The organism is Niastella yeongjuensis (assembly GCF_900110245.1).
In the GTDB taxonomy this organism is placed as follows: Bacteria; Bacteroidota; Bacteroidia; order Chitinophagales; family Chitinophagaceae; genus Niastella; species Niastella yeongjuensis.
Genome location: NZ_FOCZ01000020.1, coordinates 72,644 through 89,420, shown reverse-complemented (window position 1 = coordinate 89,420; position 16,777 = coordinate 72,644). Strand labels below are relative to the sequence as shown.

13 protein-coding genes and 1 riboswitch are annotated in these 16,777 nt (G+C 46.6%); of the genes, 5 read left to right on the top strand and 8 right to left on the bottom strand.

Annotated elements, in window-relative coordinates; translation table 11 throughout:
• Nucleotides 1-132: 132 nt before the first annotated feature.
• The 8 genes from BMX95_RS31710 to BMX95_RS31675 form a co-directional block, all read right to left on the bottom strand.
• Nucleotides 133-639, bottom strand: a complete 507-nt coding sequence (locus BMX95_RS31710; protein WP_207631633.1) for a DUF302 domain-containing protein — start codon at nt 637-639, stop codon at nt 133-135.
• 2 nt (nt 640-641) lie between these two features.
• Nucleotides 642-1,655: a nitrilase-related carbon-nitrogen hydrolase gene (locus BMX95_RS31705; RefSeq protein WP_081201921.1), complete on the bottom strand. Its 1,014-nt coding sequence runs from the start codon at nt 1,653-1,655 to the stop codon at nt 642-644.
• A 132-nt stretch (nt 1,656-1,787) separates the two neighbouring features.
• Nucleotides 1,788-2,216, bottom strand: a complete 429-nt coding sequence (locus BMX95_RS31700) for an organic hydroperoxide resistance protein (RefSeq protein ID WP_081201919.1) — start codon at nt 2,214-2,216, stop codon at nt 1,788-1,790.
• 70 nt (nt 2,217-2,286) lie between these two features.
• Complete coding sequence (locus BMX95_RS31695) at nt 2,287-2,775, bottom strand: DUF302 domain-containing protein (RefSeq protein ID WP_081201917.1); 489 nt, start codon at nt 2,773-2,775, stop codon at nt 2,287-2,289.
• Nucleotides 2,776-2,858: 83 nt separating this feature from the next.
• A complete protein-coding gene (locus BMX95_RS31690; protein WP_133053968.1) occupies nt 2,859-3,425 on the bottom strand; it encodes a Crp/Fnr family transcriptional regulator in 567 nt (188 codons plus the stop codon).
• Between the two features lie 16 nt (nt 3,426-3,441).
• On the bottom strand, nt 3,442-4,968 hold the full coding sequence (locus tag BMX95_RS31685; RefSeq protein WP_081201913.1) for an MFS transporter: 1,527 nt from the start codon (nt 4,966-4,968) through the stop codon (nt 3,442-3,444).
• A 12-nt stretch (nt 4,969-4,980) separates the two neighbouring features.
• Nucleotides 4,981-6,030 (bottom strand): HlyD family secretion protein, encoded by a 1,050-nt coding sequence (locus BMX95_RS31680; RefSeq protein ID WP_081201911.1) that lies wholly within the window; start codon nt 6,028-6,030, stop codon nt 4,981-4,983.
• An 18-nt stretch (nt 6,031-6,048) separates the two neighbouring features.
• Nucleotides 6,049-7,368, bottom strand: a complete 1,320-nt coding sequence (locus tag BMX95_RS31675) for a TolC family protein (protein ID WP_081201909.1) — start codon at nt 7,366-7,368, stop codon at nt 6,049-6,051.
• Nucleotides 7,369-7,558: 190 nt separating this feature from the next.
• On the opposite strand from BMX95_RS31675, the gene BMX95_RS31670 reads away from it, so the two are divergent.
• The 5 genes from BMX95_RS31670 (at nt 7,559) to BMX95_RS31650 (ending at nt 16,351) form a co-directional block, all read left to right on the top strand.
• Nucleotides 7,559-9,811 (top strand): GH92 family glycosyl hydrolase, encoded by a 2,253-nt coding sequence (locus tag BMX95_RS31670; protein ID WP_081201907.1) that lies wholly within the window; start codon nt 7,559-7,561, stop codon nt 9,809-9,811.
• A 128-nt stretch (nt 9,812-9,939) separates the two neighbouring features.
• Nucleotides 9,940-11,190, top strand: a complete 1,251-nt coding sequence (locus BMX95_RS31665) for a glycoside hydrolase family 99 protein (protein ID WP_081201905.1) — start codon at nt 9,940-9,942, stop codon at nt 11,188-11,190.
• Between the two features lie 19 nt (nt 11,191-11,209).
• Nucleotides 11,210-13,459: a glycoside hydrolase family 3 N-terminal domain-containing protein gene (locus BMX95_RS31660; RefSeq protein ID WP_081201902.1), complete on the top strand. Its 2,250-nt coding sequence runs from the start codon at nt 11,210-11,212 to the stop codon at nt 13,457-13,459.
• A gap of 78 nt (nt 13,460-13,537) precedes the next feature.
• A complete protein-coding gene (locus BMX95_RS31655) occupies nt 13,538-14,728 on the top strand; it encodes a winged helix-turn-helix domain-containing protein (RefSeq protein ID WP_081201900.1) in 1,191 nt (396 codons plus the stop codon).
• A gap of 54 nt (nt 14,729-14,782) precedes the next feature.
• Nucleotides 14,783-16,351: a purple acid phosphatase family protein gene (locus BMX95_RS31650; RefSeq protein ID WP_081201899.1), complete on the top strand. Its 1,569-nt coding sequence runs from the start codon at nt 14,783-14,785 to the stop codon at nt 16,349-16,351.
• 158 nt (nt 16,352-16,509) lie between these two features.
• Nucleotides 16,510-16,721, top strand: a riboswitch (cobalamin riboswitch).
• Nucleotides 16,722-16,777 lie beyond the last annotated feature (56 nt).

The following is a 16,777-nucleotide window of genomic DNA, read 5'->3' as shown; positions in this document are numbered from 1 at the left end:
CACTTGAGCCTGCGTATTTATTAGGTTTAATTGCTCCTGACAGGTCTTGGTATTTTAGAAGAGGTAAGAAGTAAGAGGTAACAAAATCGCGAGCTTCCTACTTCCTACTTCCTACTTCCTACTTCCTACTTCCTACTTCGCCACTTTCTCTAACAGCTGTGTCACTTTTATATCAAGGTCCTTTGCAAAAGCCAGGGCCGGTTCATCCCCATAAGGTGCCAACAGGCTTTCCATTAAATCGTACGACAAATACACCCCATCTTCCCGCTGATGTACCAGGATGGTAACAGGGGCATAGGCCGCTGCGTCGGGTACTGATTTAGCCATGCTGCGCATGATCACCGGGTTGCCGATCAGGAAGCGCATAAGGTGGGGTTGTTCATCATGCTGCCACTTACGTAATACCTCACCCGAATCGAAGCGATAAAACTCCATCAGTCCATCGGGGCCGGTTGCTTCCTGCACCATTCGTTCGAGTTCAGTGTTGTTTTTGGCTTGCAAAATTCCCTGGTGAAAGGCTTGCATCTCCGGATGGCCAACTGCACGTTCCAGTTTTTGTATTACCTCCCCGAACGGGCGATGAGAGATTATACTGATCCGGCGAATTGTTATTTCTATCGATGTCATGATGGCTACCATGGTTAAATATTAATAAGGGAGTTGATCAGGTCTTCTGCAGGTTGTGCAGTGGGGGCGGGGCTTGGTATTCTGCGGTCATGCACATGGGAGGTGGGGGTGCGGTCAATTAATAAACTCAGTAGTTCAGGCCGGCTGTAGTGACCACGGGCATCCATGGTTTGTTTGCGTCTGTCGATCATCGTGAAATCGAGTTCTGCAATAACAACACCTTCCCCGCTTTTAAGGGGTTCGCCTATTATAGTACCATTAGGGGCAATGATGGCGGTAAAAGTACCACCCGAAATGGGGCCTATAGGTGTACCGGTGTCCTTCATGATCTGTGCCTGCTGATCTGCATCCAGCCAGGCGCTGGCACACACTACAAAACTGGCCGATTCCAGGGCATGCATGCGTACGCTTATCTCGGTTTGTTGAGCAAACAGATCGCCAAAAATAGAACCGGGATACATCGCAGAGTGGATCTGTTCCCCCTCGGTTATCATGGCATAACGTGCCAGTGGATTGTAATGTTCCCAGCAGGCAAGCTGGCCTATACGTCCCACCGTACTGTCGACGGCCCGTAACCCCGAACCATCGCCCTGTCCCCAAACCATACGTTCAGAATAGGTAGGTGTTGTTTTGCGGCGGCGTTGCAACAGGGTGCCATCGGCATCAAATAACAATTGCGTATTATAAATAGTGCTGCCATCCCGTTCATTTACACCTATCGATACAACCATGCCGGCATCTTTAGCCGCTTCTGCAATGGCATCGGTAGTGGCGGAAGGAACGGTTACTGCCTGATCGAGCAATTTTAAAAACTCATTGCCGGCCAATTGCGCATAAGGTGTTTGAACGAATGAAAAATAAGGGTAGTAGGGAATGATGGTTTCGGGGAAGGTAGCGAATTGTACGCCTTGTTTTCCTAACTCACGGATCTTATCAACTACTTTTTGCGTAGTGCCTTCGCGGCTGTAGAGCACCGGGCTTATTTGCACGGCGGCTGCTTTAACAATATTGTTTTGACTGTTTTTCATTATGTGAAAATTTGAATGGTTATGTGTCTCTTTAAGGTAGATATCGGGTAGCAGACAGGCGGGGTGCGGCGGGTAGAATGATGCAAAGGTAAATGATCACCAGGCTTTCCGGAAAGCCTGGCGACCATTAAATTAAACCAGGTTGAACTGAACAGGCACATTGCCTTTAATGGCCTTTGAATACGGACAAATGTTGTGTGCGATCTCTATTATCTGCAACGCAACTTCTCTGTCAACGCCAGGTAAGCTGATGTCCATGCGGGCAGCTAAGGTGAAGTTTCCATCGTCTACCAGCAGATCGATCTCTGCATCGATGAACAGGCTTTCGGGAAGACGTACTTTCAGTTTTTGGGCAGCTTTCGCCATGGCGCCTTCAAAACAGGCAGACCAGCCGGCAGCAAATAATTGTTCAGGATTGGTACCGGGTTTGTTTGAACCGGGCATTGACAATTTAACGTCCAGGTTACCATCAGAACTTTTTGAAGCACCTTCACGACCACCGGTTGTGTGCGTGTGAGCAGTGTAATAAACTTTGCTTGATTGGTTTGTTGTTGTTGACATTTTTCTAAATTTTAGATTGTTATTAAAATAGATTTATACCGATCGGTATATTTATGGTCAAAAAAAATGATTAACTATCCCTGGCCTCATCAGCCTTTTGAATAAGGCTGGCAAGATTGTTTTCGAGGTAAATGGAATCTGCAAGAAGGGTGGTATTGTTGAATTGGGCGCAGAGGGATGAAAGCAGGTCGTATTCAACGATCACTTTCTTTTGCTCGTTTTCATAAACCAGCAGGTGAATGGGTACATACAGTCCGGCCCCGATATGGTTGCCTATCATTCTGCCCATTATTTCCGGATTACCGAGCTGGTATTGTTTTGCATTTCTATAATGTACTTTTTGAGGCAAATCTTCCTGTGACATAATACTGTAGATCATCAGGCTGCTGTCATCACCGGTACTGTTTAGATGGCCGGCCATAGAGGCGGGGGCTGCTCCCAATGAACGAAGCGCGGCCGGCATTAATATGCCCAGTTCTTTTTCAAACTGATTGGTAAATCGATCGAAGTTGCTTTTTATCTCAAAGCTCACATGTTCTATTGTCACTGCTCTTTTCATGCTCTCTGTTCGTTTGATAGGTCAAAGTTCGTATAGCAGGGGAGTAAAACCGTTCACATTTGTGAATAAAGAAAAAGGGAGAATTAATGCTGACTTCTGATCCGGCTCAGGCTTTGGGGCGCAATACCCAGATAGGAAGCTATATAATAGTTGGAGAACATTTGCAATAAATGCGATTCCTCTTTTACTAATTTTTCATACCGGTCTGCAGCTGCCATAGTAAGCAGGGTAAAGGCCCTGTCGTACATATTCATGAAGGCAGTTTCATTTAGTTTCCGTAACCAACGTTCATAGGTAAATGATTTTTCTGTTAAATAGTGCACTTCCTTTTTCGTGAACAGGAAGGCATGTATTTCAGTCAATGCCTCAACGGCGATAGAAGAAACGGTGTTGCTGAGAAATGCCCGGTAATCGGTAGCAAACAGGTTTTTACTAACGCTTTCCTGTGTATTGAAATAAAAGTTCCAGGTAATGGTTTTGCCTGAGAAGTCGGTATAGTAGGAACGGCCCAACCCTGATACAATGAAATAGATCTTGTCGCAGGGGTTGCCTTCCAGCAGCAGCAGGTGTTTTTCAGGCAGCGTTACTTCGCTGGTATGATCGGCTATTAACTGCATGGTATCGGTATCGAGTTCTACAAACTTTCGCATGTAATTAAAAAAAGGTTCACAAGTTTCTACCGGTATCATGTAATGCAGTTAGGTTTGTCTTTCGGTAAATATGTATTACCATCAATATTGTAATAACCGATAAACCAAAAATAATGATAGTTCCTGAGATTTCCTTTAACGCGGTTAAACTCGCCTGCTGTTGAATGTTTTGGTAGAATCGGGCAATATTGCCCTGAGCAAATACCTGGGGTTCATTGGCGTCTATATGCGTGGCCAGCTTTGACAAATGCCTGGTTTTTGCCGCATATAAAAAATAGCTGTACAGCCCGGAGATAATACCCGGCGCCAGAAAAGAACGTACCAGCACAATCACCCCTACAATTTTCAGCACATGGGGAATGGGGACCCCCGCGGTTGTATACAAACCAATGGAAATATACAGCAGTGCCAGTCCAAATCCTTTAACCAGGGAGGGCAGCCAAAAATCAACCAGGCTCAGGTCATTCACAAAATAGCCATACATCAGGATGTGGTAGGCAACCATGGCGGCAAAACCTATGATGATGAGCAACTGACCGTTGTATTTATTGCGGTACCAGAAAAAGGCTATAAAACAGCCCACAATGATGCCGGGGATCAGGTACAGGTTCAATTCTGCATTCCTGATAGATTCAAAACGCAACACACTGCCTGAATAGGCGGCCTGAAACGTAGCGGGTGTAAATACACTTAACAGGATAAGCAGTACAAGCCCCAGACTGAAATTGGTTTTTTTGAACAGGTGCAAATTCAACAAAGGGCGTTTCTGGATCAGCTCTCGTTTGATAAACAACAAAAGGGCGATCACGGCACCAAAACACGCAGTAATAATGGCTGCTGAGTTGAACCAGTCTTCCACCTTGCCATACACGGCCACATAGTTGATCAGCATTAAGGCAGTGATCAACAGCAACAAACCTGTAAGGTCCAGTTGGTACAAGGGGATCTTCCTTCTCAACGGATGGTGTTCAATAAAGAAGACCGCCAGAATAATGCTGATCGCAATCAGGATAAACATAGCGTAATATGCATATCTCCAGGAGTACATGTTGGTGAGGTAAGCGGTAAACCAGGTAATGAAATACAAACCGGCTAGCACCATAAAATAAAAGAAAGGATATAACCGGGCGGTTTCCATTTTTTTGCTCCAGATGCCTAACCAGGCCAGATAGATCGGACCCACGGTAAATATTTTGGTGAAGCCTAATACAAAAGTAGCCGCTACTGTTATACCGGGACTGCTGGTAGCGGCACAAACCCAGTTCGTCAACAGCTGCATAATAAGACCGGTAAGTACCAGGGTTTTAATGGGCAGCCTGCCTAAAAGCCTTATCATAAAGATTATACTGGTACCCATGCCGATAAACAGGGCGTTGCCGGCCATGGTATATGGTTCTGCATATACCCCCAGGTCACTGTACATATCAATGGTTATTCCGGTAAATACACCATTTATACAAAGCGCTACAAACGTCAGCAGTGTTAAAACAGCATTCTTAAGGTAGGTAGGTACCCAGGTATAAAAAAGTGGTTTGATTTCCATGTTGTAATTATTTTAATGAGCGATGCGAACTTCAACATTCATTCCTGCGCGGAAGTGTTTTAGTAACTCCGCATTGGTGTCATTTTTTACAAACTCAATTCGCACGGGTATGCGTTGTTGCACTTTTATAAAGTTGCCGGTTGAATTATCGGTGGGTATGGCGGAGAACCGGGAGCCCGTTGCTTCGGCGATCGCAGATACCACACCATCCAGTTCCTGCCCACTAAAACCATCCACCCGCATTTTTACTTTTTGTCCAATGGAAAGCCGGGCTATTTGTGTTTCCTTGTAATTGGCCACCACCCAGCTGCTGCCGTTTCGTACATAGGATAGCAATGTTTGTCCGGCCTGTAACAATTGTCCTTCCTGGATGGTACGACGACCGGTAACGCCATCATAGGGTGCAGTAATAACTGTGTAGGATAAGTTCAGTTTGGCGTATTCCAGTAAAGCATGTGTGCGTTTGATATCGGCATTATTGACCGGGATCTTCTGCGAAGCCTCAGCAGCGGAAAGACCGGTAGTGGTGCGTTGTTGCAGTAATGCTTTGGTTTGGGCCGCCAATGCATCGTACTCGGATTTTACCTGGTCAAATTGTTGTTGGGTGGCAGCGCCTTCGGTCAACAGGTTCTCATAGCGGTGGAATTGTTTTTCCGCATTCCACAACCGGGCCTTGGCAGCTGCTATGTTGGCATCGCTGATGCGCAGCCCGCTTTCTACTGTATTGACGTTACTTGCTGTTACATTTTTTGAGGCATTGGCTGCCAGGTACGCTGCTTCGGCCTGTTCCACCTGAATGTTGTATTCCCGGTCATCTATCAACACCAGTGTATCGCCTTTTTTTACATGCTGATGCTCGGTAAACCGAACCTCCTTTATATAACCGGGAATGCGCGTATTAACCGGGTTGATGTATTCTTCGATCTGCGCGTCGTTGGTATACAGATCGCTGTTCAGGTGAAAATAGGTGTTTGTGCCCCAGGCGATAAAAACCAGGGCTACCGCGATCAACAAACCGTTGAGCACGATCATTTTTTTGTTTTTGTGCAGGTTGTGTTTCATATAAGTGAGTTGAGTGTATTATAATAACCCGATTGATTTTTGTAACTGGTAATGTGTGTATACCATATTGATCTGTGCATTGCTTACTTTAAGTTCTGCTTCAATTTTTGTATTGGCCGCATCGATGATGTCGGTAAGCAGGGCCAGCTGGTTGAAATACTTTTTTTCTACAATGCGGTAATTCTCTTCGGCCGATTTCAGGTCATCAGTATAAGTGGTCAGTTCATCTTTTGCTTCTTTGTATTTTATAAATGCGGCGTTTACCGATAATTCTACATTTTGTTTTTGCAGGGTTTCTTTGGCAACGGTTTGTTCTACCTGTATTTTGCCTGCTTTTACTTTCCTGGGGCTTTGGTAAATAGAAGACAGGTTGTACTTGATGCTTACACCGGCAAGCCAGATATTATAATAGATATCCATGGCCGGGAGGCTGTTGGTATAAGGCCGTTGAAAATTGTTGCTGGTAAAAAGGCTCACCTCGGGATACCGGTCGGCACTGATGATCTTCAGATTGGTTTTCGCAATTTCAATTTCCTTAGCTGCCGTTTTCAGGTCTTTGTTATTGGCATAGCTTGTTGCCATCAGTTGGGTAATGGTCACATTTTTAAAAGGAAGGGTTAACAGGGTAGAATCGGGTACCAGTTGTTCATTCAACCCAAGTCCCAGTACCACATTCAGCTGTTGCGTAAGAATATTGATATTGTCATCTGTTTTACGGATGGCCAGTTCAAGATCGGAGATGATGAGTTGGGTGCGCAACACATCATTGTTGGTCACCAGTCCCTGCTTTTGCAGGGTGAGGATATTTTTCAGTCGCTCCTGCGCCAGTTTGGTATTGTTCTCGAATACCCGGCGTTGGTGGATGAGTTTATAAATATCCAGGTATTTGGCAGCCACCAGGAATTTTATGTCTTCTCCGTTTTTGTCCTGATTCAACAAGGCAACCTGTTCTTCAAGGCTGGCCTTTTTTATATTGTTGGCAACCTCACCGCCCCGGAAAATGGTTTCCGATGCCTGCACTGAAAACTGGGTCAGGTTGTGCGGAACGGGTGCCGTTCTGTGTTTGTCGAACGAAGGTTCCCATATTTGTGAATTGCTTAAATACCCATAATTGAGGGCGGTGGCTATATTGGGCAGGTGGCCCAGTTTGGCGATGTCGATTTTTTGATGGGCCAGTTCCGTATTTTTCGCCGCTATTTTTAACTGTTCGCTGTTTTGTGCGGCCAGCTCAAAGGCATGGGCCAGGGTTAAAATCCGGGGTTGGGCTTCCTGGCTATAGCTGGCTGAAGCCGCCCCTGTCATTAATATTATCAGTAATGTTTTATGGAATGCTTTCATGGCTGATCGATTTACGGATACAAAACTACTCCCGGAGCCAGGGCTGGTTCGTTCACATTTGTGAATTAATGCGCGGAGGCAGGCGGCCCAAAAACACCAATTGCATAAAAATGACCCACTTAATAACTGAAATGGAGGCTGTTAATGGTTTATTAAGACTTTATTATACGCGCAGGGATAGATTTATTGAATGAAACGTATAGTACTATTTTTATTATTACAGGTAGCTGCATTGATCAGCCGGGCGCAAAGCTCCGCCTCCTCAACCGGTATTTCAGTCCCGGAAAACAATACCCGGTATGTTGATCCGCGTATTGGGAATGTGGGCACATTGTTGCAACCAACCCGCCCAACAGTGCAGCAACCCAACCAGATGATCCGCATGCATCCGCAGCGGACCGATTACATCGACGATCAGATTGCCAGTTTTCCATTGAACATTGTATCGCACCGGTTGGGCGAAGTCTTCGCCCTTAAACCCACCGTCAAACAACCAGTACTGGCCAGTTGGAAAGAAACTATGTTATATGACCATGACCTGGAGGTTACCAGACCCTGGTATTACAGTACCTGGCTGGTGAATGACAACATCACCGTTGAGTTTACACCCGGCAAAAAAGCAGGGTATTACCGGTTTACCTTTCCCGCCAATTCTGCCAAAAACCTTTTGTTCTCACCATATAATAATGGTGAGAGTGAATTCAACTTCACGTCGCCCCGCGAGTTCACGGGTATGGAAACTTACCACGGTAATATAAAAGTGTATGTATATGGGCAGTTCAATGCCGATGTTACTGGCGGAACCGTAAAAGGTGGGGCGCTGCAAACGGCACGAAGTGTAAGTGGCAAGGACATAAAAGCCTGGGCTGCCTTTTCCGCCAGCGCGCCTGCAGTGATCGAATTTAAATACGCCATCTCTTATATCAGTGCCGAACAGGCGAAAAGGAATTTTACCAGCGAACTGGCCAATGCCAGTTTTGAACAGGTACAGCAACTGGCTGAGAACAGCTGGAACAAAGTCATTGGACAGATCCAGGTGGCTGGCGGTACCGATGCCCAGAAACGTTCTTTTTATACCGCACTGTACCGCTGTTATGAACGACTGGTTGATATTACCGAAGAGGGAAAATACTACAGTGGCTTCGATAACAGAGTGCATACTATTGAAAACAATCGCCCTTTTTATGTCGATGACTGGACCTGGGATACCTACCTGGCACAACATCCTTTGCGGGCGGTGTTAAACCCTTCCATGGAAGAAGACATCCTTAATTCTTATGTCACCATGTACCAGCAGGGCGGCTGGATGCCTACCTTCCCGGTGTTGTTTGGTGATCATGCCTGTATGAACGGGTTCCATTCTTCCGTGATGATCCTCGATGGATATCGCAAGGGGCTGCGGCATTTTGATGTGCAGGAAGCTTATGCAGGCATGAAGAAAAATGCCACCCAGGCCACCATGATCCCCTGGCGCAATGGCCCCGCCACGCCATTGGACGAATACTATCATACCAATGGTTATTTTCCTGCCCTGCAAAAAGGCGCTACGGAAACCAATACGACCGTGCATCCTTTTGAAAAGCGGCAGGCCGTAGCCGTTACCCTCGCCGGCAGTTACGACGACTGGGCAGTAGGTGAACTGGCCAAAGAGCTGGGCAGGAGCGACGACTATAAAATCTTCAACGCCCATGCGGTGAACTATAAAAATTTATGGAACCCTACCCGTGGCCTCTTCCTGCCAAAAGACGACAAAGGCCAATGGGTACAAATAGACCCCAAGTTCGACGGCGGTATGGGCGGCCGTGATTATTATGATGAGAACAATGGCTGGACGTACCTGTGGCAGGTGCAGCATGATTTAAAAGGACTGGTATCGCTGATGAACGGCAAAGACAATTTTGAACAAAAGCTCGACCAGTTGTTTCATGAAGGATTGGATAGAAGCAAGTACGAGTTCTGGGCAAAATTCCCAGACGCTACGGCGCTGGTTGGTCAGTATAGCATGGGTAATGAGCCGAGCTTCCACATTCCCTATTTGTATAACTTCACCAACAGCCCCTGGAAAACGCAGAAGCGCATTCGCTTTTTGCTCGATGTATGGTTTAAAGACAACATCTTTGGCATTCCCGGTGATGAAGATGGCGGGGGTATGTCGGCTTTTGTGGTGTTCTCTTCCATGGGTTTTTATCCCGTTACTCCCGGTTTGCCGGTATATACCATTGGCAGCCCCTTATTTGAAAAGGTCAGCATCGACCTGCCCGGCGGCAAACAGTTTCACGTAAACGCAAGGAATTGTTCGGTGGTGAACAAGTACATTCAAAGCGCCAAATTCAATGGACAGCCACTTACCAAACCCTGGTTCACCCATGAACAACTCATGGCCGGCGGCACGCTGGAGCTGGAAATGGGACCGAAGCCGAATAAGGAGTGGGGGACAGAATGATGATAGTTGAAAGTTTAAGGTTTAAAGTTGAAAGCCCTCGCAATATGGCGAACTTTAAACCTTGAACATAAAACTTTCAACTTAATACTTTGAACTTTAAACTTTCAACCCTGAACAAAATATAGTTCATGTTACAGAAGCTTGTCTTACTACTAATAAGCCTTCATTGTATAGGTGCTTATTCTCAAACAAAACACAGTAAAAAATCAGACTTTCCTTCTTACAAAGGCCTGGTAATGGCCGGCTATCAGGGTTGGTTCAATGCACCGGAAGATGGGGCGAACCGGGGCTGGTTTCATTATGCTAACCATGGAAAGTTTCAACCAGGTGATGCTAAAATAGACCTATGGCCCGATGTAAGCGAATACAGGAAGACGTATAAAACACCTTTTCAACATGCCGATAGCAGTGTGGCTTATGTCTTCAGTTCCTACGACGCCAGCAGTGTTGACCTGCATTTTAAATGGATGCAGCAATATGGCGTGGATGGGGTATTTGTACAACGGTTCGTGACCAATATAAAAAGTCAGAACAGCCTGCACCATAACAATACCGTGTTAAGCAATGCACTGAATGCTGCCGAAAAATACCACCGCGCTGTTGCAGTAATGTATGATTTCAGTGGCATGAGACCCGGCGATGAGGAAATGGTGATGAACGACTGGAAACACCTGGTAGACAGCCTGCGTTTAACTACCCGCGGTAATAAACAACCATATTTATACCACAATGGTAAACCGCTGGTGGCCCTGTGGGGTGTTGGCTTTAACGACCACCGGGCATATGGATTGAAAGAGGTGGAAAAGATAGTCAACTTCTTAAAGAACGATAAGGAATATGGCGGCTGTTCCATTCTGTTAGGCGTGCCTACGTATTGGCGTGAGTTGGGCCGGGATACGGAAAAAGATTCCGCCCTGCATACCTTGTTGCAGCAGGTGGATATTATCCATCCCTGGTTCGTAGGCCGGTATAACGAAGAAAGCTATTCGTCATTTCCACAACTGATCAAAGACGACATAGCCTGGTGCCAGCAACACCACGTAGATTATGTGCCTACCATTTTCCCCGGCTTCAGCTGGCACAACATGTACAATCAAAGTCCCATGAACCAAACGCCACGCAACAGGGGACAGTTTTACTGGAAACAGATCATTGGAGCAATTCAGAGCGGTGCCGGAATGTTGTATGTAGCCATGTTCGATGAAGTGGATGAAGGCACCGCTATCTTTAAAATATCTAAAAACCCACCGGTGGGGCTCAGCAATTTCGTGACGTTTGAGAAAGATGTACGGGAAGATTATTACTTATACCTCACCGGTATGGCAGCCAAAATGCTCAGGAAGCAAATACCGGTACAGGTAACGGTTCCGAAACCATAAAAAGCCTATATTCATAGATATGAAAATGAAAACGATTCAATGCCTGTTGTTATTGGTGTGCTGTGCGTTCGATCAACAGCCACCGGTAAAATATCCTTATCAAAACGCCTCCTTACCTGTAGATGCCCGGGTGAACGACCTGCTGGCACGAATGACCCTCGATGAAAAGATCATGCAACTGGATATGTTCTGGGGTAAAGAAATAACTGATATGAAAGGGGGGCACGAAGCCACGGTATATTCCGAAGACTCTGTGGTAAAATATATTGGAAAAACCGGTATCGGCTCTGTGCACGATTTCTACCCCATAACAGCAGACCTGGCAAACAGGATCCAGGAGTATACTATAAAAAATACCAGGCTGGGCATCCCCGTTTTATTTATTGAAGAAGGGCTGCATGGGTATGAAAAGTTTGGCAGCACTTCTTTTCCCACACCTATAGCAATGTCCTCAGCCTTTGATACGGCGTTGATCCATAAGATCGGTCATGCCATTGCAACCGAAAGCCGGGCGCATGGCATCGATATGATCCTGGGACCTGTGCTTTGTTTACCCCGTGATGCACGCTGGGGCCGCGTAGAAGAAACCTATGGCGAAGATCCCTATCTCGATGCCGCCAATGGGGTGGCCATTATAAAAGGCATGCAGGGTAATGACCTCAGTAAACCCGATGCTGTAATTGCGGAACCCAAACATTTTGCCGTACATGGCATTCCTGAAGCCGGTAGCAATACGGCGCCTGTTAACATCGGCGAGCGCGAAGCCCGTTCTTCTTTCCTGTATGTTTTTGAGAAGGCAATCCGCGAGGGTGGCGCCATGGGCATGATGGCAGCCTATAGTGAAATTGACGGTGTTCCCTGTGTAGATAATAAATGGCTGCTCACAGACGTGCTGCGCAGCGAGTGGGGTTTTAAAGGCTTTGTGTTATCCGATCTCGGCGCTATCAGAATGAGTTTGGAGAACCATACCATTGCCGGCAGTATATCCGATGCACTGGCGCAAACCTTCAGGGCCGGTATGAATATGCAGTTCTACGACTTTGGCCATGCTGTTTTTCTGGATGCCATGAAGCAGGCCGTAAACAATAAACAACTGCCCATAGAAGTATTGAACCGGGCCGTACGGGAAGTATTACGGGTGAAATTTTTATTGGGACTTTTTGATAAACCATATACCGATACGTCGTTGGCCGATCGCGTATTCCATTCCCAAACGCACCAGGACCTTGCTTTGCAGGCTGCGCAGGAAAGCATTTGTTTGTTGAAGAATGACAATGGGTTGCTGCCGGTAAGATCGGGCGTACGCTCCCTCGCTGTTATTGGCGAACTGGCAACCAGTACTTACCTCGGTGGTTATTCGAACCGGGATGGTAAAGCTATTTCCGTGCTGGATGGATTGAAACAACGCGCCGATAACCGCTTTCAAATACAATATGAAAAAGGCTACGAAGGCAATACCCTTACTGAGGAGGCCAAACAAAAAGCCGTTGAGCTGGCGAAGGCTTCAGACCTGGCCATTGTAGTGATCGGTGAAAATGTAAAAGAAGTAGGCGAGGGGAAAGACCGCGCCCACCTCGATCTTAGCGAAGCGCAGGTAAACCTGGTAAAAGCTATTGTAGAAACCGGCAAACCTGTAGTGGCTGTATTGAAAAATGGCCGGCCGCTTTGCATCAACTGGGTGGCGGAACACGTACCTGCCGTGCTGGAAACCTGGTTCCTGGGTGAAACAGCAGGAACCGCCATCGCCGATGTGTTGCTGGGTACGGTAAACCCATCCGGCAAATTGCCTATGACCTTTCCACGCAGCGTAGGACAAATTCCCATTTATTATAACCACAAACCCACCTCACGATATAACTATGTAGATGAAAAAAATACGCCCTTATATCCGTTTGGACATGGGTTGAGTTATACCAGTTTCGAGTATACCGATCTGCAGTTGTCGCCCGCACAGATCCCGGTGAATGGAAAAACTACGGTATCCATTGCAGTAAAGAACACCGGTACTGTGGAAGGTACAGAAGTAGTGCAACTGTATCTCCGCGACCTGGTAAGCAGTGTAACTACGCCGGCTATGAGTTTAAGAGGTTTTCAACGGGTAAGCCTGAAGCCGGGCGAGAAAAAGGTGGTGCAGCTTCCCCTTACAGCAGATGACCTGTCGCTTTGGAACCGCCAGATGAAACGGGTAGTGGAACCAGGTGAATTTAAGCTCATGCTGGGCAGTTCCTCCGTGGACATTCGTATGGAAAAAATTCTGACAGTGAAATAGTTTTGGTTCATGCAAGATCTGCAGTTTGACTTCCCGACGGGTACCCGTCGGGATTTTTATTAACTTTATTGACTACATATGAACCAGCTCATCCTTACCAAAGAACAGGCAAGAACAATCATTCTCCATGCGGCCGGACTGGCCAAACGTGCGCAGTTTGGAAAAGGGCGCGAAGCCGTGTATAAACTCATCGATCATTTGGGTTTTGTTCAGCTCGATACCAACTATGTGGTGGAACGGGCGCATCACCATGCCATTTTTGCCCGCGTGCCCGATTATAAACCCGAATGGCTTGAAGAACTGCAACACGATGGACGGGTGTTTGAATACTTCACCTGTGATGCAGGTTATATGCCCATGCATGATTTCCGTTTTTCACTGCCCATAAAAGAAAGTTTTGCTAAACGATATCCATTGGAACAACCCGAGATCAACCTGATGAAACAGGTGCTCGACAGAATAGGACGAGATGGCCCACTGGGCGTAAAGGATTTTGATAATGACCGCCAGGTGGCCAGTTCAGGGTGGTGGGACTGGCGTCCTTCAAAGGTGGCACTCGAACGATTGTACATGAGTGGCCAGTTGATGGTTACGCGCAAAAAAGATTTCCATAAACAGTATGACCTGCCCCGGAATATCATTCATGCCGATGTAGATACCAGCATGCCAACACCCGAAGAATTTGCGCGGCAGGTGATCAGGCGTTGTTTGCAAAGTATGGGGGTGGCCTATGCCAAAGAAATGGCCTGGCGGGCGCATTATGTAAAAGACAACCTGGTAAAAAAGGAATTGGAGAAAATGGTTGCGGAGGAAGAAATACTGCAGGTGGCGGTAGAAGGATTGAAAGGGCCGCTCTATATGTTGCCCGCCTATAAAAACAAAAAGCTCAAATTGACCGGCGATGCCTTTATCCTGTCGCCATTCGATTCGTTGAATGTGTTCAGGCACCGCCTGAAAGATTTCTTCGATTTCGATTACCAGATAGAATGCTTTTTACCGGCCCCCAAAAGGAAATACGGTTATTTCTCGCTGCCCATTTTAATAGGCGATCGCTTTGTGGCCCGGATGGATTCAAAAGCAGATCGCAAACAGGGGCAATTGATCGTACACAATCTCCACTTTGAACAGGTAAAGCTCACTAAGGCCATGCTTGAGGCATTTACGGATGTGTTGAAGGCGTTTGCCCGGTTCAACCAGTGCCATGAAATTGTGATTAAAAAGTCGAATAACAAATCCTATTTAAAAGCGATCAAAGAGGGGTTAATATAGACATAACATACGAATTGTTTCTTTGCGGCCATTAGTAATAAATCAACAACTCAATTGAAAAGGAAATTAATAGCCGGGATGGCAGTAGCTGGCCTGCTGTTGCCATTTATCAGCAGCGCGCAAAGAAAGCCTGATGTACAGGCGCATTTGATCCGTGGTCCCTATTTACAGGTGGCCAGCAGTACCAGTATTGTTATACGCTGGCGTACCGATGCATTACAAAGAAGCGTGGTAAATTATAGTCCCGATGAAAAAGAACTAAAAGGCCTGGCAGAGGATCCGGCCCTTACCTTTGAGCATAAGGTTACCATAACCGGTCTTTCACCGCGTACTAAATACTATTATGCCATTGGCGGTGGTCCCGGCGATACGTTGCAAAAAGGAAGCGATAATTATTTTGTAACCCTGCCGCCTCCCGGTGCTGAAGGCAGTTACCGCATCGGCGTATTTGGCGACTGTGGCAACAACTCCGTAAACCAGCGTTCGGTGCGCGACCAGGTGATAAAATACCTGGCCGATAAACCCATGGATGCCTGGATCCTGTTAGGCGATAATGCTTACACCTCTGGCCAGGACCCGGAATTCCAGGAGAAGTTCTTCAATATTTACAAAGACAACCTGCTGAAGAAATATCCTTTATTCCCAGCGCCCGGTAACCATGACTACAATGATTTTTATCAGTATAAAGCAACCGCGCAGGCCACACATGATATTGCTTATTACCAGAATTTCTCCATGCCCACCAAAGGGGAGTGCGGGGGCGTAGCTTCCGGCACCCAGGCCTTTTATTCATTTGATATTGGTAATGTGCACTTCCTGTCAATCGATTCTTATGGCAAGGAAGACAAGGAAACCCGCCTGTACGATACGCTGGGCGCCCAGGTACAGTGGATAAAAAAAGACCTGGAAGCATTTCACAATACCAAAAGAGGATGGGTAGTGGCGTACTGGCACCATCCGCCATACACTATGGGTTCGCATAACTCCGATCACGAAACGGAGCTGGTAAAAATAAGAGAGAACTTTATCCGCATCCTGGAACGGTATGGGGTTGACCTCATCGTTTGTGGCCACAGCCATTTGTATGAAAGATCGCGGTTAATGAACGGCCATTATGGAATGGAAGCTACTTTCAACGCAGCAGAACATAACCTGAGCTCTTCAACCGCCTTATACGATGGCAGTGAAAATTCCTGTCCATATATAAAAGATTCAGCCAACAAAGGCACGGTGTATGTGGTAACCGGTTCTGCCGGCGCCATGGGCAGCAGACAGGCTACCTATCCGCACGATGCCATGTATTATTCTTATAACGAGTTGGGCGGTGCGTCCATGATCGAGGTCAATGAAAACCGCCTGGAGTTGAAATGGATCTGTTCCGACGGACAAATCAGGGACCATTTTGTAATGATGAAGGATGTGAACCGTGACCAGGTGATCACCATTAAAAAAGGCCAGGCGGCCACCCTCACCGCCTCTTTTATCGGTACGTATAAATGGAACAAAGGGAAAGATGCCACCCGCTCTATTATCGTAAAACCAACCGCTGCAAAAACGGTGTACGAAGTAGTTGATCCCTATACCTGTTTGAAAGACAGGTTTGAAGTACGCGTTTCGAAATAATCTGAAGCAGGAAGTAAGATGTATGAGGTACGAAGCAGGAGGTAAGAAATAGGAAGTAAGCGGTTCGCGAGCTTCGCAAATTCCTATCTCTTACTTCCTACCTCCTCCATCTTACCTCTTACTTCATCATTCCTCCCCCACATATTCTATTTTTCCCCTACATTTGCGCGTGTTATGGTTCTCTTCCGGCCAGTTCGGGAGGGATTAAAAGGGAACCCGGTGTAAGTCCGGGGCTGTCCCGCAGCTGTAAGTTTCGTGAATGATGATCATTCACAAGAGTTCAATCTACAGCCACTTCCCGAAGTATCGGGAGGGAAGGTGTTGAACAAATGAAACGAGCCAGAAGACCTGCCATTTCAAGCTTATTTATCGGCTTTCGTGGAAGAAGCTGGTGAAAACAATTAAAGGCCTGCTGTTGCCTCTCCA